We start from the raw sequence: 20456 nt of genomic DNA on the forward strand, positions 1-20456 counted from the left end.
ATCCATCGGCGCGGCAGAATGACTTCCGCGCTTTGTGTGATGGATATGCCGTGGGGGCGGCCTGTTCGCAGGCCGGTCCCTGAGATGCGGCGCCCACACCGTTCGCCGCACCGAGGCACGGTTGACGGCGCGCGTGAGCGCACACCCGATCTATGATACGTGGGTTTCGGGGGGTGGGCAAACGCGCGCCCCTGACGGTCAGCCGATCGTCAGCAGCGCGACCAGCGCGGTCACCGCCAGGAGGGCGCAGACGGATGCCGCGGCCACCAGCACCACGGCTCGCCGACGCGTCCGCCGCCGCTCGCGGGCTGCTGCGGCCGCGGTGTCGACGAACGCCTGCGGCGAGCGCGGCTGCGGCTCCCGCGTCCTCGGCGGGATGGCCGGGAGGGCGCGTGCCCGGTACGCCTCGGCGGTCGAGGGGCCATGGGCCACGCGCCCGCCGACCGCCGGCACGTCGCCGCCCACCTCCTGCGGCGGGGCGGCCGCGCCGGCTCCGCGATGCTCGGTCTGCGTGGTGGCGGCGTCGATGCGTCCGCGTGAGCGCAGGCGCGTGCTCGTCGACTCGTCGAGGGGCTCCGCCGGTCCGCGGCGCCGCGGTCCCGGCGGCGCGTCGGACGCGGTCGGCTGCTCGCCGGGTTCCGCTGCGGCCGGGGCGACCGCGTCCGCGGTGGCGGCCGACGCAGCGCCGCGAGCGCCGTCACGCGGCACCGTGACATCGTCGACCGGCTCGGCGGGCCCCCTGCGCCGCGACCAGGCGGTGCGCTCGTCGTCGGGGTCGATCACCCGTCGCTCCGCTGGAGGCGCACCTCCGCGTCGCCGAGCAGGAACCGGTCGCCGGCCTCGACCTCTTCACCGCGAGGGACCTCGACCTCGGTGCCCATGACGGTGGCGAACAGCACGCCGTTCGTGGAGTCGAGGTCGGTGACGTACCAGCGGTCGTCGCGCAGCCGCAGCCGGGCGTGGGTCTTGGACACGGTGCCGTCCTGGATGGCGACGAGCTGCGCCTGCGGGAACTCGGGGTCCCTCGCCGGCCGGCGGCCGAGGATCACCACGTCGGCCGACAGCGCCACCGGATCGCCGGCGGGCGGCACGAGCGTCCAGTCGCTGCGCTTGCGGCGGGCGATGATCGTCTGGTCGAGGGCGTCGATGTCGTCCTCGTCGGGGATCTCGGGCTTGCCGTGGAAGGCCGACACCGACGAGCGGGCCGCGCGCGGTGCACCCGCGTCGGGGGCGCCGTAGACGGCCGACACCGGCCCGGATGCCTCGGGGAACGCATCCGCGTCGTCCACCGCAGAGCGGGTCGGGGCCCAGCCCCCGTAGCCGTTGCGGCCGGGGGCGGCGGCGGGCACCCGGGTGACGGGCGGCTGCGCGGAGACGTCGTCGGCCTCGTCGGTCACGGGCGCGGCCGACTCCTCGCGCGCCGCGGGGACCGGAGCGGCCGGCACCGACGCCGCCGGGAGCGGCGCCGTGGCAGCCGCGAGCGGAGCCGGCGCGGCGGCGTCGGCGTCCGGCTCGGCCGGCGGCAGCGCCGGCCCGGCGGGAGTCGCCGGAGCGGGCGCGGCGGGGGCCTCGGCTGCCGGGACGGCCGGGACGGCGGAGATCGGGGCGGGCGCGCCGGGGAACGCCCCGGTCACCTCGTCGCCGTGATCGGTCGAGTCCAGTGCGAAGCCCTGCCACGGATCGGCGTCGTCCGCGCGACCGGCGGGGGCCGGCGTGGTGGCGACGGGACGCCCCGGCAGGGGCGGCGGCGCCCATCCACCGGCGGGCGGAGCGACGTCCGCGCGCGGCGCGCGTCCGTCCTCGGCACGGCCGGTACCGGACCGGGCGACCGGCGACGCGTCCGCCGCCGAGCTGGGGGCGACGCGTTCGACGGACGGCGAGGCCCCGGCGGACGGCCAGTCCGCGGCGGGAGACGACGCCGCAGCGGGCGACGGAGTCGCGACGGGAGCCGGCGGCGGCGCGAAGGCGGACGCGGCGGCCGGTGCGGGCGGTGCCGGCGGGAACGCACCCGTGTCGGCGTGCGGGGTGGTGGAGGCGAACGGGGGCAGCGGCGGGAGACCGGCGTCGGAGGAGCGGCGCACCCCGGAGCCGCTCTGCTCCCAGCCCACCCAGCGCGCGCTCCCCCAGCCCACGACGGAGGCCCACACCGGGAAGGCGAGGATGGCCAGCACCGTCATCCCCGCACCGAAGCCGAACGCGACGCTGAGGCGGTAGACGGCCAGCGCGAACACCACCAGCAGCGGGATCCAGCCGAGGAAGGGGATGAGGGCGAGAAGCAGGAGCCAGGGCGAGAGGCCGGCGAGGCGCAGCAGCACCACGAGGTTGAGCACGGGGACCCACGCCTGCCACGGCTCGACGCCGGACTTGCGGAACACCGCCGAGAGCGCGAGGGCCGTCCAGACGTAGAGGCCGGCGAACAGCAGCAGGCTGGTCAGCGATCCGAAGAGCGCTCCAGTGGCATCGGTGGCGTTCATGGCGTGGGACGCACGGGCTCGGCCCGGCGTCTCCCCCTTTCGGCGAATCTCGTGCCGACGCGCTTCTCGGGCGCCAGCGGGCGGACCAACGATCTCAACGATACGGTCGCGCGGACCCCTCGCCAGAAGCCCCTCGCGCGACGCAGAGCGCGCCGCTCCGCGTCTACAGCATCCCAGTAGCGGCGAGCTTCCTCGTCCGATACGGCGGCGTGGGAGAAGACCGCGCGATCGGCGTCGCGCGCCAGGGCGATCCCGGCAGGCGTGTCGAAGGCGACGGCCAGCTCCGTGCGGGTGCCCGCGCGGGGCAGCGGGCGGCCACTGTCCAGCGCCGCGTCGACGTACTCGTCCCAGCCGCCCGCGACGCGCGACGCCGGGCTCCGAGCCCGTCGGCGGCCGCGGCGGCGCGCCGCCTTCGCCCCCAGCACCACGAGGAACGGGCCGAGGACCAGCGCCGCCACGAGCAGCGCGATGCCGGCCGTCCGCAGCGCCGGCCACAGCCACGCGAGGTCCAGGCCCGCTCCCTCGTCGGTCGATCGATCGTCGACCGTGTCCTCCTGCGCGGGATCGGGCGGCACGACCTCCTCGACGGTCTCCGGTCGCACCTCCGTCACGTTCTCCGGGTCGCGCTGCTCGGTGACCTCGAGGCTCGGCGACTGCGCGAACTGCGGCGTGACGTCGACGGGCACCCACTCGCCGTCGGCCGACTGCACCTCGACCCAGGCCGAGAGGTCCCGGGCACGGCACGCGCCGTCGTCGCACGTCGCGAGACCGGGCTCGGCCGACGACAGGCGGGCGCCCAGCACGACGCGCGACGGGAAGCCCAGCTCGCGGGCGATGAGGGCCGTCGCGACCGCGAACTGCTCGTCGTCCCCGATCGCCGCGACGTAGTTCCCGGATGCCGCCGCGCGCGGGTCGCTCTCGCGCTCGAGCAGCCGGGCGAACATCGTCTCGATCCGGGCCAGCGAGTGCCCCGATGCGCTCGGCTGGAACCGGTAGTCGGGGAGCGCCCGGGCCCAGGCCGGCGTCGCCCCGTCCTGCGTGAGTCCGTGGCTCAGGTAGCCGCGCTCGCGCAGCAGCGCCACCAGGCCCGCGAGGGCCTCGCCATCCGCGCCGGTCGCGTGCTCGCCGATCCACGCCCGCAGGCTCTCGGGCGCGGCGACCCCGCCGGGGCTGCCCGGCGCCTCGAGTCCGGCGAGATCGTCCGTCGCGGGCTGGACGCCGCGGACGACGTAGCGGTCGCCGCCTCGGAGGCCGCCGCCGGCGGTCTGCACACCGGCCGACGCCGACGCGTTGTAGTAGAAGCCGTCGGCCAGGGACGCCGCCCTCTCGCCGGCGAACTCGACGGCGGACAGCCGGCCGAGCGTCGGCATCCAGATGCCGTCCCAGTCGTCGATGCGGATGCGGGCGACGACGGGCGAGCCGTCCCCGGCGTCCAGCGACGACGGCACGCGCACGAAGCGACCGGCCTCGACGGCGCCCTCGCCGCCGGAGCGGAAGACCTCGCCGTCATACGCGTCGAGGGTCGCGATGCGCAGCCGCTCGGGCAGGGCGCCCGAGACCGGCTCGACGGCGAAGAGCACGTCGTCGGCCCGGTCGTCGGCATACAGGGCGCGGTACTCCGACAGCGGGCTGACCTCGGCCGAGACGTCGATGTCGGGGCCGACCGCCGAGCGCAGGACCTCGCGCTCCGCCCCGCGGGCGGCGAACGGCACGACGACGACGGCGATGACGAGAGCCCCCGCGACCATCGACGCGCCGAGCGCCGTGCGCCGGCGGTCCGCCGCAGAGGGACGACGCGAGATGCGGACGCCGCTGGATGCCGCGGCGCGCTGCAGCGCGCGCACGCGCTCGTCGTGGGTGCGCCAGGCCAGCCACAGCAGGCAGGTCGTGAGGCCCGCGACGCCGACCGCGGTCTCGAGCGGTGCGTGGAGGACGACCGGGCCGAGGACGAGGGGCGCGCTCACGGTGGTGCGTCCGAAGAACAGCCCGAACGTCACCATGCCGAGGGCGACGGGCACCGCCGCGTAGGCGACGCGGTCCTCGCGCCAGGCGAGGAGGAGCACGACGCACGTCCCGATGAGGAACACCACCAGCGCCGGCACGAGGAGGTTGCGGTACGCGCCGACGGGCAGCTCGACCGTGAGCAGGTCCTTCCAGCCGAACAGCAGCCCGCTCGCGAGCTCGGCGAGCCCGCGCGCCAGCTCGCTCGGCCCGCCCAGACGCGACGGCACGGCGAGCGGGATCCCGAGCACCAGCACCGCCGCCGACAGCAGGGCCGCGACGATCCAGCCGCTCCAGCGCCGGGCGCGCGCCACGGCGGCGATCGCGCCGCCGGTGACGACGCCGGCGATGACGAGGACCACGAGCGGGCCGGAGCGGTAGATCGGCCAGGCCGCGACCGCGGCGATCGTCGCGATGAGCACCGTGAACACGACGCCGGCCGCGATGCGGGGCGCCCACCACGACCGGCGCAGCCCGAGGGCGCCCGCGTCGCCGCGGGGCGCGGCATCCGTCCCCTCCCGCGCCGGAGGCGCACCTCCCATCGCCGGCTCCCGGGCGCTCACGAGGCGGCTCCCCGCAGGAGGAGGCCGGACAGGTCGTCGAGGGTGCCGACGGTCAGCACGGTCATGCCCGAGAGCGGCTGCATGCGCGGATGCGAGCGCTCGTCGCAGATGACGCCGACGACGGCGGTGTCGGCGGGGAACGCGAGTGCCGCCTGCTGGAGACGCGACAGCGAGACGGCGGAGCCCACCACGACGAACGCGATCGAGAGGCGCTCCGTCGACTCCGCCGTCAGGCGGCAGACCTCGGCCACCGGCATCGTGCCGTCCAGCAGCTCGACCCCGCTGAAGCCGTCGAGCATGGGGCGGGGCGCGGCGGCGGGGATCCGGGTGATCGCACGGAGGCGACCGCGCACGACGCGGGGGATCTCGGAGCCGGTCACGATCTGCACGTCGCGGGCGTCGTGCACGGCGCGCAGCCCGAGCGATGCGGCGCACGAGACGGCCAGCTCGAACTCGTCGGCGTCGGCGTACTCCGCGTCGGCCACCGCGAGCACGACCGCCATGCGCGATCGCCGGGACTCCTCGTACTGGCGCACCATCAGCCGCCCGGTCTTCGCCGTCGAGCGCCAGTGGATCTGACGGCGGGAGTCACCGGGCGCGTACTCGCGGATCGCGTGGAACGACATGTCGGCGTCGACGAGGCGCCGCGTCGGGCTGCCCTCGAGGTCGCGGATGAGTCCCGCGCTCGAGGACGGCAGCGGGGTCGTCCTCGGGTGCACGTAGACGTCGTGCACGTCGTGGAACGAGTGCTCGCGACGCAGCAGCCCGATCGGGTCGCTGCGCACGGTCGTCGCCGGACCCACCCGCACGATCCCGCGACGCAGGCCGGGGATGTCCAGGGGCTGATCGACGGCGTGCCCAGGACGCAGCAGCGGCACGCCGAACTCCACGAGACCGGCACCGACGGGGACGTCGATGCGGCCGGGGAGGGCGATGCGGTGGCCGTCGTTGCGGACGGCGATGCTGCCGTGCACGCCGGCGCCGGCGACGACCCGCTCGTGCGTCAGCGAGAGGTCGACGTCGTACGCGCGGGCGCCGAACAGGAACGGCACGGCCGCGAGGAGCAGGAGGAGGGATGCCGCCCCCGCGACCATGAACTCGACCCAGCCGAAGACGAGGCCCAGCACCATCCCCGCTGTGGCGGCGACGGCCACGAGGACGCCCGCCGGCCGGATCGTGTCGCCCGCCCATTCCGCGGCGGCCCCGATCGCCGCACCGGCCGCGCGCCAGACCCGTGTCCCCCGCACCGCCAACCGCACGAAGGCGCGTCCGCGGCCCGACGGGGCCACGCTCGTCGCGGTCGCCGTGGCGGTCGTGAGCGTCCGGCCCGTCGTCCCCGTGGACTGGGCCGTGCGGGTGAGCCGCGCCGGGGCGGACCGCACCGCGTCTCGCTGCCGGGCGGTGCTCATACCGCTTCGCGCCTCGCGGGCGGTACGACATCCAGCAGCACCTGTCCGACCACGGTCTCGGGCGTGACGCCGTCGAACTCGGCCTCGGCGTGCAGGATCAGGCGGTGGGAGAGGACCGGCACGGCGAGCGTCTTGACGTCGTCGGGCGTCGCGTACACGCGTCCCTGCGAGGCGGCGCGCGTGCGTGCCGCGCGCGTGAGGGCGAGCGCGCCGCGGATGCTGACGCCCAGCCGCACCTCGTCGGCCGTGCGGGTGCCCTCCACGAGGCGCGCGATGTAGTCCAGCACGAGGGCGTCCACGTACACCTGGGCGGCGAGGTCGGCCATGCCGATGAGGGCCTGCGGCGTGATGATCGGGGTCAGGTCCGCCGTGGCGATCGCCGCGCCGTCGAGGATCCGCACCGTCGCGGCGTGGTCAGGGTAGCCGAGCGAGGTGCGCATCATGAAGCGGTCGAGCTGCGCCTCGGGCAGCCGGTACGTGCCCGCCTGCTCGACGGGGTTCTGCGTCGCGAGCACGAGGAAGGGCACGCCGACCTCGCGCGACACGCCGTCGATGGTCACCCGGCCCTCCTCCATGACCTCCAGCAGCGCGGACTGCGTCTTGGGGCTCGCGCGGTTGATCTCGTCGGCGAGGACGATGTTGGCGAAGATCGGGCCCGCGTGGAACTCGAACACGCCCTCCTTCTGGTCGTACACGCTGAGCCCCGTGATGTCGCTCGGGAGGAGGTCGGGGGTGAACTGGATGCGGGTGTTGGTTCCCTGCACCGACTGCGCCATGGCACGCGCGAGCGACGTCTTGCCCGTTCCCGGCACGTCCTCCAGCAGCACGTGCCCGTCGCTCAGCATCGCCGTCAGGACGAGCTCCACCACGTGGCGCTTGCCGAGCACGGCGCGCTCGACGTTGTCGGCGATCTGCCCGAACGTCTGCGCGAACCAGTCGGCCTGCTCCTGGGTGATGGTCATGTCGTGTCCTTCGTCGTGGGCGCGGGGATCGGGATGGGGAGGGGCGGATGCCCGGGGGTCAGGGTGCCGGAGGGTTGCCGTTGTTCGGCTGGCACGAGCCGGAGAACGTCGTGCTGGCCGGTGCGAGGCCCCAGCCCTGGGCGTCCCACGCGGCGGTGACCGCGACGCCCTCGACGCTCGCGGCGCCGATGGGGACGTTCCACGTGCCGGCCTCATGGGCGAGCGGGCGGCCCTCGGCGTCGAAGTAGCGCAGACTCCCGTTGCCGAACGTGAACGCCGCCGACGACCCGTCCGGCGCGTTGGAGGACCGTCCGCTCGCGGTGAGGGGCGACCCCCCGACGCACGAGTCGACCTGCCACGTCGCCTGCACCTGGTACGGCGCGCTGCCCGCGCGCGGGCGCACTGTGGACCAGCCCGTCGCGGTGCCCCAGAACTCGTGGACGTAGCGCACCTGGATGACCGGATCGCGCCCGAAGACGCTCGTGCCCGGGCCCCAGCCCTGGAACTCTGCGCGGTTGCGGTTGGGGAGACGCTCGGTCGTCGTCGGCTCGTCGCGGATCACCCAGTCGGCCCGCTGCTCCGACACGTCCGGCCTGCCGTCGACGACGAACGTCCACCCCTCCGGCGCCCGGCCGGACTGGTGCGCCCGCACGGTCGCGGTCGCCTCTGCGCGCCCGAACGACGTGCCGTCCCACCACGATTCGACGCACATGCGGAAGGCGTACTCCTCGCCGTCGGCGAGGCCGGGGAACGTCGCCGTCTCGCCGTCCTCGAGCACGGTGCAGCGCCGGCCGTCCTGCACGATCCCGTAGCGCAGGCGCGATCCGTCGCCGTTCGCCGTCGCGGCGGCGCGGGCGGTCACGGTCGACGTGCCGTCCCCGTCGGACGCCGAGCTGAGTGTCAGCTGCGGCGAGAGCGGGCTGCCGATCCCGTTCGCCTGCACCGTCGCGGCCGCGCCGGACGCACTGCCTCCGAGGCCGGGAGGCAGGTCGAAGCGGGAGTACGGCGTCACCGTCACCGGCGACGAGGTGTTGCTTCCCACCCGGTAGGAACGAACGTCGACCCGCGTCTGGTTGGGGCCGACCGGCACGCGGATGACCTCGCCGGCGGGGCTGGAGATCTCGAGGCTTCCGGTCTCGGCCGTGTCGATCCCCTCGATGGCGAGCGATACGACGCCGCCGGTGCCGTCGCCCGTGACGACCGGGGCGGCGGTGACGCTCTCCGGCCGCAGCGGGGCGTCGTAGGCCCACGCGACGGTGCGCACGCTCCCGCGCGACTCGCCGACGGCGTTGACGGCCCTGGCCTCGTAGGTGCGCGGTTCGCCGTTCGGAGCGGAGATCGGCGGGCACACGCCGTCCGCCGAGCATCGCACGGCGTCCTGCCCGGCGGCACGGACCACGAAGCCCGACAGTCCGGGGTACGCCAGCCGCGCCTCACCGGGATCCACGCGGAGGGTCACCGTCTCGTCGGCATAGGCGGTCTGCACCAGGCTCGCCGGCGGCTTGGGGTACCCGAGCAGGTCCAGCATCACGCGGCCGTCCCGCTCCGAGTTCGTCACACGACCCTGCGCGTCGCGCACCGAGAAGGTCGCGGTGCACGTCGCCCCCGGGGCATCCGCCGTCCACGTCGCCGTGATGGACGTCGCCGACGCCACCTGGAAGCGCACGCCCGCGCACGCGCCGGTCGGCCGCACCGCGACGACCTCGAGCGGCGTGCGCGGCAGCGGGTTGACCTCGCCGCTCGCGCCGATCACCCCGATGGTGCACGAGCCGCCCGCGGCCTGCGAGCACTGCTGCACGACCGACCCACCCTGCGGGAGGGTGGACGGCGCGGCACCCACCCTCAGGATGAGGCGCGCGGGCGTCACCGAGGTGTGGCTGGTGATGGAGACGAGGACCGCCTCCTCCGAGCCCGGCAGGGCGCGATCGGCCCCCGTCACGGTGAGGACCGACCCCTCCTGCACGACGTCGAACGCGGTGCCGTCGTACTGGACGGCGTAGTCGATGCCGGCCCAGTCCTCGCGCAGCTGCCACGTGGTCATGTTGCGCAGGTCGAACGACGCCGTCTCGCCCGGCCCCACCGCGATGGAACCCGGGCGCAGCTCGGGCTGCGGATCGCGCGGAACGACGGTGAGGGGCACCGAGATGAGCGTCCAGTCCTCGTCGCCCACGAGGCGCACCGGCACCTGGCAGGCGTCGACCCACGGCGCGCCCGCCCCGGCGTCGTAGCGCACGGCCGTGCCCGATTCGACGGCGCACCGGGCCTCGGGGCGTGCCCCGGAGGCCCGCACGTCGCCGCCGACCTCCACGGCCGTGCCCCGCGGGCGGGCCACCAGGTCGCCCATGTCGAACGTGGTCGACTCCAGCTCCGCGACCTGGGGCGACGCGGCACCGGCGCGCAGCGTGAGCGCCACGTCGTCATCGCCCGGGACGCGGAGGAAGCCGTAGGTCACGACCTCGCCGGAGGTGCCCTGGCCGGTCACCGCGAAGGGGATCAGCCGCGTGGTCGCGGGCAGCTCGCCCCGCAGCCGGGAGCCGGTCACCGAGACGCCGCTCTGCGCGCCCCACAGCGAGACCTCGAGATCGCCGACGTCGCCGCCCGACCACGTCACCTTGCCCTCGAGCACGTCGACACCGCGGCGGAAGTCGTCCCGGGTCTCGACGGTGAGGACGGTGTCCGCCACGATCGGATAGTCCGGCACGCTCTCGCGCACGACGCGGACCACGATGAGTCCTCGCCCGGTGTTGCCCGACGACGACTCGACGTCGTAGAGGAACGACATCGTCCCCGGATCGTCCCCGGCCTCGATCACGACCGTGGTGTCGTCGGCCTCTGCGATCCGCTGCTCCAGGCGGGCGAACTCGGGATTCTCGCTGCCGTCGATCAGCGTCGCGGGGACATCGGGACGGATGCCCGTCACCCGCAGCTCGCCCATCGTCGGGTCGACGTCGTTCGACAGCGGGCTGACCCGGATCGTGCTGCCCTCGCCCGCCTGCACCTGCACGTAGTCCGTGAAGGTCACCGGACTCGGGTTGGCCTCGCCGTCGAGGACGCCGACGCGCGCGGTGCCCTCGGCGGTGTCCCCGAACGCGTCGACCACGCGGTAGCGGAAGGAGACCTGACCGCTGTCGCCGGCCACGCTGGTGTACAGGATCGACGTCCCGTCCGCCGTGATGGTGGCCGCGCCCCGCTCGGGCTGCGACACGATGCGGTCGAGGGTGACGACGTCGCCGTCGGGGTCGGCGCCGAAGCCGTCGAACTCGATGAGCGCGGACTGGCCGCTCAGCACGCGCCCCTCCAGCGTGTCGGCCGCCGGTGCGCGGTTCGCGTCGTCGTCGATCACCCGCACCCGCACGACGGCGGTGTCGGCGAGCGCAGGCGCGCCCGTCGTGAACACCGAGTACTCGACGGCGTACTCCCCCGGCTCGCCGGGGGCGAGGTAGCGCAGCAGGTCGCCCGAGCCGAAGGCCAGCGCGACGTCGGTGGAGGACCGGACCGACGCGGCGTTGAGGGTCGGCCGTCCCCCGGCCGGGGAGATGTCGTTTTGGAGCACGGGGATGTCGATCTGCGCGCCCGCGCGCACCACCACGGTGTCGTCGACGGCGATCGGTGCGAGCTCGGGCGCGGGTGGGAGCAGATACACCGTCGCCTCGCCCGTCACGCTCGACCCGGCGTCCTCCGTGCCGTCGCTCACCACGTACGAGACGGTGCCGAGCCGGCCCGCCGCGCCGTCCGCGGTGGTGCCCGCCACCCGGAGGTGGTTCTGCCCCACGGCGTCGACGGACAGCGTGGCTCCGGCATCCGCTCTGGCGACCACGTCGCTCAGCAGCAGCACGCGCCGCGTCGGGTTGGAGACCGCATCGAACACCTCGAGGGTCGCGTCCTGCTGGGGGTGCACGAACGCCACCACCGGCGAGGTCGCGAGCTCCGCCGGGGCGTCGGCGGGCAGCAGCGTGATGCGCACGGTGCCGGTCGCCTCGCTGGTGCCGTCGGTGACCGTGAAGTCGACGCGGAAGGTGCCAGGTGTGCGCGCGCTGAAGTCGAAGGACGTCGAGCCTCCGATGACGGTCGCCGTCGCGGCGGCGTCGTCGAGCACGCGGACGGAGTCCAGCGACAGCATCCCCGCCGTGCCGGTGACGTGGTCGGCGACATCGACGGTGATCGCCGAGGCGACCGTGTCGGTGACGGCGAACGACTGGGCGGCCAGCTCCGGCTGCGGCGACACGGTGATCGTCAGGGCCTTGACCGTGGTGCGGCCGCGGGTGTCGGCCACGGTCACGGCCAGCTCGATCAGCTGCTCGCCGCCGTCCCCGCTGTCGCTGTGCTGGTAGACCACCTCGCCGCCCGGCGTGGCCGCCACGCTGCCGGGTCCCGTGGTGTTCTGGACCGACAGCAGGAGCAGCGGGTCGCCCTCCGGGTCGACCCAGCCGGGCAGGACGGGGACGGTCACGGTCCCGCCGCGGGCGACCTCCGGCCTGGGCCATTCGACGAGGCAGCGCTCGACGCCGCACCACTCGGGGGCGGAGTCGGCGTCCGGGCCCGCTGCCGTGACCGTGACGGTGGTGGGCTCCGACGTCAGTCCCCCCTCGGTCGTGCCGTCCGTGACGGCGTAGGTGAAGGTCGCCGACCCGGTCGCACCGGGCTGCACGCGCACCGCGAAGCGCTGGCGATCGTCGGTGACCGTCACCGCGCCGAACGCCGGGTCGAGCCCGCTCACCGACTCAGGATCGATCGTGAGCACGTCCTCGTTCGGGTCGTGGTCGTTCAGCAGGACCGGCAGCGACGCGAGGGTGCCGGCGCGGACGCCGAAGGCGTCGGGCTCCGCGATCGGCGGCTTCGGATCCAGCACGACCTGCAGCTGCTCCTCGCTCGGCACCGCCTCCGGATCGGTCCGGTCATCCAGGCTCCAGTCCTGGCTGGAGGCGATCAGCTCGCCGTCGGGCACCGACCACGCCCACCCCGACCGGGTGTCGTTGAGGATGACCGCGGAGCCGCTCGCCACGAAGACCGGCCGGATCTCGTCGCCGAGCTCGCGCTGCCCGTAGTCCAGCAGGATGTCCGCGCCGTCCGATCGCCACAGCCGTCCGCCGGCATCCCCCTGTCCGAGCCATGCGGCGTAGGTCACGCCGTCGTGGGTGACCGGCTGCGCGGGCGTCCCCAGCACGACGCCGTCGGAGCCGCCGACCTCCCGGGTCATCGCGGAACCGTCGGCCGGCACCCGCACCAGGGCGGTCTCGTCGGCCAGATGCACCGCCGAGCCGTCGGGATCCGGGGCGCCGACCACGACGGCGCCGGTGGTGGGGGCGGGAGCGGGTCCGTCCTGGCCGCGCAGCCACACATCGCCGTCCTCCGTGTCGATCACGGCCCACGTGTCGCCGGCCGCGGTGATGGCAGGATCCGCCAGCCCGTCGGCGTCGAGGCGCTCCCGCTCGCGGACGTCGCCGGCGCGCACGTCGAAGCGCATCACCGAGTCGTCGTCGGATGAGTAGGCGAAGAGCATTCCACGCGCATCGACGGCGATGGCATCCGCGGTGTACTGCGGTGCGTCCTCGTCGCCCGAGCGGAACGGATCGACCTGCACCGCGGTCCCGCTCGAGAGCCGCCCCGCGTACACGGCGCCCGAGTCGGTCAGATAGGCGACGTAGTCGCCGGCGGTCACCGCCTCGGTCGTCCCCGGCGGCGTCTTCTGCGACGACCGCAGCGCCTCCGCGTCGAGATCGGCCGGCATGGCCGCGTCGATGCGGGTCAGCGTGCTGTAGCTGTCGCTGAACAGGTACGCGGCCTCCCCCGTCTGCACGACCTGGTCGGGGTTGCTGATGCTGCGGACCGTGTCCAGCTCGCCGACCGAGGTGTTCACGCGGGCGTAGCGGCGGCCGTCGCCGGTCTGCAGCGCCCACACCGCGGTGTCGACGTCCGGCGTCTCCTGCGCGTCCAGCCCGGGCCATGCCACGCTGACCCCGATCACCGTCGCCACGACCGCGCCGGTCGCCACCAGCCCGGCGATCGTCCCGCGTCGCATCACAGCACCCCTGCGGCCAGGAGCGCCACCACGACGGCGCCGGCGCCCACGGCGAGACCGGCGCCGATGCCCACGACCCACGGCAGCACGGCAGCGGTGCGGCGGCCGGCGGGCGCCGAGATGTCGGTGTCCTCGTCGCGGGCGAGCGACGTGAGCTCGACCCCGCCGCGGACCTTGCGGGTGACCTCGCGGTCGACGCGCGAACGGGCGGGACCCCGCAGGCCCGAGTCCGCGAAGTCGACGGGGACGGATGCCGGCGCCCACTCGGTGCCGGGCACCTCCAGCGGCGTCGGCGAGAGGCCGAGCCCCGCCTGCACGTCGCGCAGCGCCTCGCCGAAGGCCCGGGCCGACTCGTAGCGGCGACCCGGATCGCGACTCATCGCACGGGCGAGGACGCTCTGCAGGGCGGGGGGCACGTCGGCGCGGGGGATCTCGACGTACGTGGCGCGCGCGATGCGGCGGCGGAGGAGCTCCTTGGTGTTCTGGCCGCGCTCGCGGCGCTCGAACGGGCTGTGCCCGGCCAGCAGCGAGTACACCGTCGCTCCCAGGCTCCACACCTCGCTGGCGACGGTGCCGCTGGTCTGCTCGGCGACGACCTCCGGCGCGCTCCACGGGATGGACATCGCGAGCACCTCGCCGCCGCTCCTGCGCTGCAGCGAGGCCGAGATGCCGAAGTCGGCCAGCACGGGGGTGCCGAACGTCGTGATGAGGATGTTGCTGGGCTTCACGTCGCGGTGGATGAGGCCCGCGCGGTGGGCGGATTCGAGGGCGCTGGCCATGCGCACCCCGATCGTCAGCACCTCCGCGACGGGGATCCGCTCGACGCGGTACCGCTGCGCCAGCGACCCCGGGCAGAACTCCATGACGATGTACGGCCGACCGTCGGCGGAGATGCTCGCCTGATACACGGTGACGATCGACGGATGCGCCGACAGATGCGCCAGGACGTCGGCCTCGGCGTTGAACATGCGCCGCAGCTCGGGGTCGCGCACGTCGCTGGGCAGCACCTTCACCGCGACGTTGCGGCGGGGCATGTCCTGCTCGTACAGGAAGACGTCGGCGAAGCCGCCCGAGCCGAGCGGCCGGATGTAGGCGAGGCCCGGGAGGATCGGAGGCGCCGAGGGGAGCCGTGTGGCCACCGCATCCCCCGTCCGCTCCTGTGCACGACCCGCGCCGCAGAGGCGGCAACAAACCTGGCCATGCTAACAAAACCACCTGCGCGCACCCGCGCTCCGCGCCCCGCCGTGTGGAGGGCATCCCCGCCGCCTGCGCCGCCCTTCGCGGAAGGGGGCGCCGTCAGTCCGGCCGGTGGCCGTCGCCCGGTTCGTGCGGGTCGAACGGCGCGTCGAGCGACTTCGTCAGATCGGCCAGCATGGCCTCGATCTGCGGCTCGACGAACTCGGCGATGGCCCCCTGGATCCGCAGCCGGTGATGCAGCAGGATCGTGCACACCTCGCGGCCGACCATGTTGGCGTAGTCGTCGGCCAGCCCCACCTCCTGACGGAGCGCCGCCTTGGCCTCCTCGCTCAGCGGCGGCAGCGCGGGCACGTCGGCGTCGGCCTCCTCGGCGAGCCCGGCGACGGTGAAGAGGAACGGGGCGCCCGGGAGGGGGTCGGGATCGAGCGGGAGACCCTCGAACTCGGGGTCGAGGCCCTCGGCGGGCCGGTAGCTGCGCGCGCGGTTGCGCGCCGCCTGCTGGTCGAGCTCGGCCTGCAGCATCGGGAGGTTCAGCGCGGTGTACTCGGCGACGGCACGATCGACGATCGTCTTGATCCGGGTCGAGAGCCCGTGCTGCACGCCGTGCGGGACGTCGGCCCCGATCCCCGCCGCCGACAGCACGGGGGACCCGAAGCATCGGCGGCACGGGGCCGTCCGGCCTCGGTGGGTGGCCGGCTCCCAGCGCGGCAGCCACGCCAGCCAGGCGTCCACCGCCTGGCTGACCTGGGTCTCGAGGGACCGCTCCACCTGCACAACGCTAGTACGAGGCCCTCGCGCGCGCCCGGATCCCGCGCTGACGTCGCGGTTCGGGCGGCGTCATTCGTCGTACTCGTCCTCCCACGGCCATCGCGGCCGCCGTGCCCGGGTGCGGACGAGGGCGATGCCCGACCACGCGCACACGAAGGCCGACGCGGCGACCGCCAGGCCGAACCAGGAGGTCGCGAGGCGGCCCGCCACCCCGGTCGCGACGCCGAGGTCGGCGCCGGTGAAGAGGGCGCCGAGCCACACCCCGCCGATGTAGGCCAGGAAGCTCGCGGCCGTCGTCCAGGCGGCGCCCCAGAAGGACGGATGCCGCTCCTCGGCCCTGCCGATGGCCGCCCACAGCCCGCCGGCGAAGGCGAGGAGCGCGCACACGACCCCCGCGATCCCCGGCACCTGCCCGAGGCCCGGTGTCGCGATGACGGCCTCACCGGTGGCGAGGCTCGTCATGCCGAGCCCGAAGATGACCAGCGCGGCGAACGCCATGCTCGCGAAGGCGAGCGCGACCGGCGGCCGCACGGACCCGTGCGACTCCCCGCTCCCGCGGTCGGCGGTCATGCGGCCAGCCTACGTCGCCGCACGGATCGACGGTGCGCGGGCGGCGTGCCGGCCACCGGCAGGCCGGGTGCTACACGCGGACGAGCTGCGGACCGGCCTCGAGCGTGCGCTCGTACTCCCGCTGCGCCTCGATGTTGAGCTCGGTGACGCGCTTGCCCCGCGACGCCACCCAGGCGCCGAACCAGATGGTGAGCTCGCGGCCGATGACGAACGCGGCGATGGCGAGCGGCGCGAGCAGCTCCGCGCCGATCAGCTCGGCGCCCTCGCGGGCGGTGAGCTCCCAGAACGGCGCCTGGAACAGAGCCCCCAGAATGTGCCCGCCGTACGCGGCGATGCCCACGAAGATGCCGAAGATGACCCACGCGCCCCAGCGGCCGCGGTTGATGATCGCGCCGAGCAGCCAGAAAGCGATGAAGAACACCACGGTCGGAATCCACAGCGACCATGTGGCGAGCGCCTCCAGGGCGGCGGTCCCCACGTTCTGGATCGTGACGTCGCCGGTCACGGCACCGAAGCCGAGCCAGGCGGCGAGGTACAGGACGGCGAAGGCGAGCGCGGCGAGCAGCCCGATGGCGGCGGCCGCCGCGCGGTTTCCGCGCGGCCGCGGCGCCTCGGGCGCCTGCACGAAGATCGGCTGCGGGGCCGGCGCGGTCGCCCGCTCGTCGACGACGGGCTCGCTGGGCGTCACGACGGGCGCGGCCACAGCGGTCGGCGCCGAATCGGCGGCCGGCGCGGCGGTGTGGGAGCGGTAGTCCAGTGACGCCGCCTCCGGCGTGTCCCACGGGTCGGGCTCGGCGTCCTTCGGCGCGGCGGCGGTCGAGGCGGAGGCGGCCGGCGCGAGGCCGGCGTCCGTGGTCCGCTCGGACGAGGAGGCGAGGTCGTCGCCGCCCTCGGCGGCACGGGCGTCGGCGGAGGAGTCGGTGGCCGAGGCGTGCGCGGCGTCGTCCTCGACGACGGCGCCGCGGCCGGCGGCCTCGGCTTCGGCGAGGCCCTCGTTGGCGCGACCGACGACGTCGTCGACGCCGCGAGGCTCATCCACGGGCTCGCCGTAGGTCGACTTGGGGTCACTCATCGCAGGCACTCCTCACGCAGGGCTGATCCCCGCAGAGGCAGAGTAGCCCGGGGCGGCGCGCATCCCGGGGAGGCGTGCCGTGCGTGTGCGGCGATTGGGTCGCGGCACGGCCGGGGCCCGGCGCGGTGCGGGGGGACCGCGGGACGGATGCCCCTACCCTGGCACCATGGCACCCCGGGCGACACGCGCCGTCGCAGCGGCGGCATCCGTCGTCTGTCTCGCTGCACTCGTCGCCTGCGCACCGGATCCGGGACCCTCAACGACCCCGCGTTCGGGTCGTCCGGCCCGCAGCCCGGCGGCGGCCTGATCTGCGTGTGGCGCGACCCCGCCGCCGACACGACCGGCCTCATCACGACGATCACCTACATGTCGCGCGGCCCGGCGCTGGACATGCTCAACCAGCTCGTGGCCGAAGAGGGGTACGCCTGCTACACCCCGGTCGGCGGCACCCGATGCGAGAAGACCTGGCAGAACGAGACGTACCCGGTCACCGACGGGCGCACGCTGTTCTGGCGCGATGACATCCTCATCGACACCGTGTACTCGAATCTCGCGCCGAGCGGGTACACGGACGCCGTCGTGGCGAGCATCTTCCGCTGAGCCGGGTCATCCCCACACGGTGCGGTCCAGGCGCGGGCCGTAGTCCTCGGGGTGCCAGCGGGACGCGACGCTGACCAGCCACAGCCCGTCTCGGAGGGTGTGCTCCTCGAGGACGGCACCGTCCTCGCGGGTGCAGGTCAGCTGCTCTCCCGCACGGCACGCGTAGCCGTCGCCCGAGAGCGCGGCCTCGGCGATCGACGAGGCCTCCGGGTCGATCTTCGCCAGCGTCGTGACGATCTCGCCGTCGTCGAACCGCCACGTGCAGGTCACGAGCACCTCGGGCGACGCCGCATCGGCGAATGCCGTCGCGGACGTGGCCGCCGGCGCAGCCGACTGGTCCAGGAGCGACCCGGGTCGCCACATGAGCTCGTTCCACAGGTCGTCGGCGTACAGCGTGCGGCAGTCGATCGCGGCCCCGCCCGCGGCCTCCTGAGCAGGGGTGAGCGCGGGGGTGGCCTGCGGCTGCGGGGACGTCGCGGCGCGCAGCGTGTCGCCCACCCAGGCGACCGCCACGGGGACCATCGGGAGCGACAGCCACATCAGCACGCCCAGCACCGCGGCGCACAGCAGTCCCACGGGCACCGCGATCCACGAGTTGCGACCACCGACGCGCGCCATGGACCCCACCTTTCGACTCCACGGTAAGCCGGGGACGCGGATGCCGCGGCGCGGCGCGCGAGGGGCCCCGAGGATGCCCTGACCAGCGGCGGGATCGGCGAGCGCGCCGTCGACCTCGCCCGCCTCGAGCGCGGGTCGGAGCGGCGGCGCGCGGGCGGCACAGCATACCCGTCATCCCCCCAGGTCACCACCCCCTCGTCGCGGGGCACCGATCCGACGGACGGTATACGCCACGGCGGATCCCCCAGGACCGGCAGGCAGCCGGCCCGACGCCGCACGTGAGATGGAGGAGCAGCATGTCGACTTACGACACCGACCCGTACGCGAACCGGAGCACGAGCTCGGGCCAGGGCACCGCGGGCTCGGGAGACATGAAGGAGCGCGCCGTCGAGACCGTCGCCGAAGTGGACGCAGGGGCGATGCACGTCGCCGGTGTCGCCGGCGAGGAGGTCAAGGGCGTGGCCCACGACACCAAGCGCGCCGCACGCGGATTCTTCGATGAGACGCGCGCGCAGCTGTCCGACCAGGCATCGACCCAGCAGCGCCGCGCCGCGGGCGCGCTGCGCGGCACGAGCGACGAACTCCAGGGACTCGCCTCGGGCACCGCGACGGGCTCCGGCGGGATGGCGACCAGCGCCGTGCGCGCCGTCGGCGAGCAGACCCGCCGCGTGGCCGACTGGCTGGAGCAGCGCGAGCCCGAGGATCTCGTCTACGAGGTGCGCTCGTTCGCCCGCCGGCACACCGGTGCGTTCCTGACCATCGCGGTCGGGGTGGGCGTGATCGCCGGACGCCTCACCCGGGCGCTCGTCTCCGAGGCCCGCGACGGCGACCGGACCACCGGCACCGCCGGCACGACGTCCAGCCGGCAGCCGGCTCTCGTCACGGGCGTGCCCGCCGGATCGGCCGGCCTGGGCGGCGCCACCGCCGGCGCAGGCACCGTGGGCGCCACCGGCCTCGAGGGGGACACCCCGATCGGCGACGCTCTCGCGAGCGACCCGCTGACCGGCGACCCGCTGACCGCGGGTGCGGATCCGGCAGTGACCGGCGGCGCCGGCGACCAGTGGTCCACCACGGGAGAGGAACGACGATGACGGACATGCCCACGCCGTCTCAGCAGAAGGCGTCCGAGACATCGCTGGGCGACTTGGTGGGCGAGGTCTCGCGCGACCTCTCCATCCTCATGCGCAAGGAGCTCGAGCTGGCCAAGGCCGAGCTCTCGGAGTCGGCCAAGCGTGCCGGCAAGGGCGCTGGCCTCATGGGAGGCGCCGGGTACGCCGGGAGCATGGCGGTGCTCTTCCTCACCATCGCCCTCTGGTGGGGGCTCGGCGACCTCATCGACAGCCTCGGGTGGTCGGCGGTCATCGTCGCCGTCCTCTGGGCGATCGTGGCCGCGATCCTCTTCGCCGTCGGGCGGAGCCGGCTGAAGTCCGTGCAAGGGGCTCCGCAGACGGTCGAGACCGTCAAGGAGATCCCCGACGCGCTCAAGAGAAATCAGGAGAACCGATGATGAGCAACCCAGAACAGATCCGTGCCGACATCGAGGTGACCCGCGACGAGCTCGGACGCGATGTCGACGCGCTCGCCGACAAGGTGTCGCCCCCGAAGATCATCGAACGGAAGAAGACGCGGATGCGCCAGATGCTCGGCGACGTGAAGGGCCGCGTCATGGGCGTGGCCGACGACGTCGGCGGCTCGGCGTCCTCCACCGGCCACGCGGTCGGCGACAAGCTGGGCGCCGCGGGGGAAGCCGTGAAGGACCTCCCGCACAAGGCCAGGCAGTCCGCGCAGGGGACGCCGCTCGTGGCAGGCCTCGTGACCGCGGGCCTCGGGTTCCTCATCGCGAGCCTCATCCCCGCGACCGATGCCGAGCGGCGCTTGAGCACGCAGCTGCGCGACCAGGCGCAGCCGTTCGTCGACAAGGCCGTGGACAAGGCCAAGGGTGCGGCCCAGGAGGTCGCCCAGAACCTCAAGGAGCCGGCGAAGGACGCCGTGCAGGAGGTCAAGGAGTCCGCCACCGCGTCCGCCGAGACCGTCAAGGACGAGGCGCAGCACACCGCGGCGCGGGTCAAGGAGAACGTGGGCGGCGGCGGGTCCAGCGGCTCGCAGACGCCCACGACCCAGTATCCGACCGGACAGGGCCTCGGCTGAGGCATCCGTCCTGATCCGAGACAGACGAAGGGCCCCGGCTGATGCCGGGGCCCTT

Annotated in this window: 15 protein-coding genes; 4 read left to right on the plus strand and 11 right to left on the minus strand. The window is 74.6% G+C overall.

Annotated elements, in window-relative coordinates; translation table 11 throughout:
• Positions 1 to 198 precede the first annotated feature (198 nt).
• The 10 genes from ACZBH1_RS03835 to ACZBH1_RS03880 form a co-directional block, all read right to left on the minus strand.
• Complete coding sequence (locus tag ACZBH1_RS03835; protein ID WP_463645558.1) at positions 199 to 783, minus strand: hypothetical protein; 585 nt, start codon at positions 781 to 783, stop codon at positions 199 to 201.
• The gene (locus ACZBH1_RS03840; protein WP_463645559.1) at positions 780 to 2474 is read right to left on the minus strand and encodes a DUF5684 domain-containing protein; all 1695 of its coding nucleotides are present in this window, start codon (positions 2472 to 2474) and stop codon (positions 780 to 782) included. Before ACZBH1_RS03840 ends, ACZBH1_RS03835 begins: the two co-directional genes overlap by 4 nt.
• Positions 2471 to 5038: a transglutaminaseTgpA domain-containing protein gene (locus tag ACZBH1_RS03845; RefSeq protein WP_463645560.1), complete on the minus strand. Its 2568-nt coding sequence runs from the start codon at positions 5036 to 5038 to the stop codon at positions 2471 to 2473. The genes ACZBH1_RS03840 and ACZBH1_RS03845 overlap by 4 nt, the downstream gene beginning before the upstream one ends.
• Entirely contained in the window at positions 5035 to 6447 is a 1413-nt protein-coding gene (locus tag ACZBH1_RS03850) for a DUF58 domain-containing protein (RefSeq protein ID WP_463645561.1), read from the minus strand. Before ACZBH1_RS03850 ends, ACZBH1_RS03845 begins: the two co-directional genes overlap by 4 nt.
• Positions 6444 to 7409 (minus strand): AAA family ATPase, encoded by a 966-nt coding sequence (locus ACZBH1_RS03855; RefSeq protein ID WP_452324063.1) that lies wholly within the window; start codon positions 7407 to 7409, stop codon positions 6444 to 6446. Before ACZBH1_RS03855 ends, ACZBH1_RS03850 begins: the two co-directional genes overlap by 4 nt.
• A 58-nt stretch (positions 7410 to 7467) precedes the next feature.
• Positions 7468 to 13428, minus strand: coding sequence for an Ig-like domain-containing protein (locus tag ACZBH1_RS03860; protein ID WP_463645562.1), 5961 nt, complete (start codon positions 13426 to 13428; stop codon positions 7468 to 7470).
• The gene (locus tag ACZBH1_RS03865) at positions 13428 to 14567 is read right to left on the minus strand and encodes a serine/threonine-protein kinase (protein WP_463645563.1); all 1140 of its coding nucleotides are present in this window, start codon (positions 14565 to 14567) and stop codon (positions 13428 to 13430) included. The genes ACZBH1_RS03860 and ACZBH1_RS03865 overlap by 1 nt, the downstream gene beginning before the upstream one ends.
• 157 nt (positions 14568 to 14724) lie before the next feature.
• Positions 14725 to 15393, minus strand: a complete 669-nt coding sequence (locus ACZBH1_RS03870; RefSeq protein WP_336393550.1) for a spermidine/putrescine ABC transporter substrate-binding protein — start codon at positions 15391 to 15393, stop codon at positions 14725 to 14727.
• A 69-nt stretch (positions 15394 to 15462) separates the two neighbouring features.
• Positions 15463 to 15963, minus strand: a complete 501-nt coding sequence (locus ACZBH1_RS03875) for a DUF6121 family protein (RefSeq protein ID WP_336393551.1) — start codon at positions 15961 to 15963, stop codon at positions 15463 to 15465.
• Positions 15964 to 16033: 70 nt separating this feature from the next.
• On the minus strand, positions 16034 to 17035 hold the full coding sequence (locus ACZBH1_RS03880) for an ABC transporter (protein WP_463645564.1): 1002 nt from the start codon (positions 17033 to 17035) through the stop codon (positions 16034 to 16036).
• Between the two features lie 147 nt (positions 17036 to 17182).
• Here ACZBH1_RS03880 and ACZBH1_RS03885 point away from each other — a divergent pair, with 147 nt between their 5' ends.
• On the plus strand, positions 17183 to 17635 hold the full coding sequence (locus ACZBH1_RS03885; protein WP_463645565.1) for a hypothetical protein: 453 nt from the start codon (positions 17183 to 17185) through the stop codon (positions 17633 to 17635).
• 6 nt (positions 17636 to 17641) lie between these two features.
• Here the strand turns inward: ACZBH1_RS03885 and ACZBH1_RS03890 are convergent, their stop codons facing one another.
• Complete coding sequence (locus ACZBH1_RS03890; protein WP_463645566.1) at positions 17642 to 18253, minus strand: hypothetical protein; 612 nt, start codon at positions 18251 to 18253, stop codon at positions 17642 to 17644.
• A gap of 296 nt (positions 18254 to 18549) precedes the next feature.
• On the opposite strand from ACZBH1_RS03890, the gene ACZBH1_RS03895 reads away from it, so the two are divergent.
• Genes ACZBH1_RS03895 through ACZBH1_RS03905 form a run of 3 tightly spaced genes read left to right on the plus strand, consistent with a single transcriptional unit; the run spans position 18550 to position 20401 of the window.
• Positions 18550 to 19344, plus strand: a complete 795-nt coding sequence (locus ACZBH1_RS03895) for a hypothetical protein (RefSeq protein WP_463645567.1) — start codon at positions 18550 to 18552, stop codon at positions 19342 to 19344.
• Complete coding sequence (locus tag ACZBH1_RS03900) at positions 19341 to 19760, plus strand: phage holin family protein (RefSeq protein ID WP_463645568.1); 420 nt, start codon at positions 19341 to 19343, stop codon at positions 19758 to 19760. Before ACZBH1_RS03895 ends, ACZBH1_RS03900 begins: the two co-directional genes overlap by 4 nt.
• Positions 19760 to 20401 carry a DUF3618 domain-containing protein gene (locus ACZBH1_RS03905; protein WP_463645569.1) on the plus strand — a complete coding sequence of 214 codons (642 nt, stop codon included), beginning with the start codon at positions 19760 to 19762 and terminating at the stop codon, positions 20399 to 20401. The genes ACZBH1_RS03900 and ACZBH1_RS03905 overlap by 1 nt, the downstream gene beginning before the upstream one ends.
• Positions 20402 to 20456: the final 55 nt, after the last annotated feature.

The organism is Microbacterium sp. ZXT2-5 (assembly GCF_055329545.1).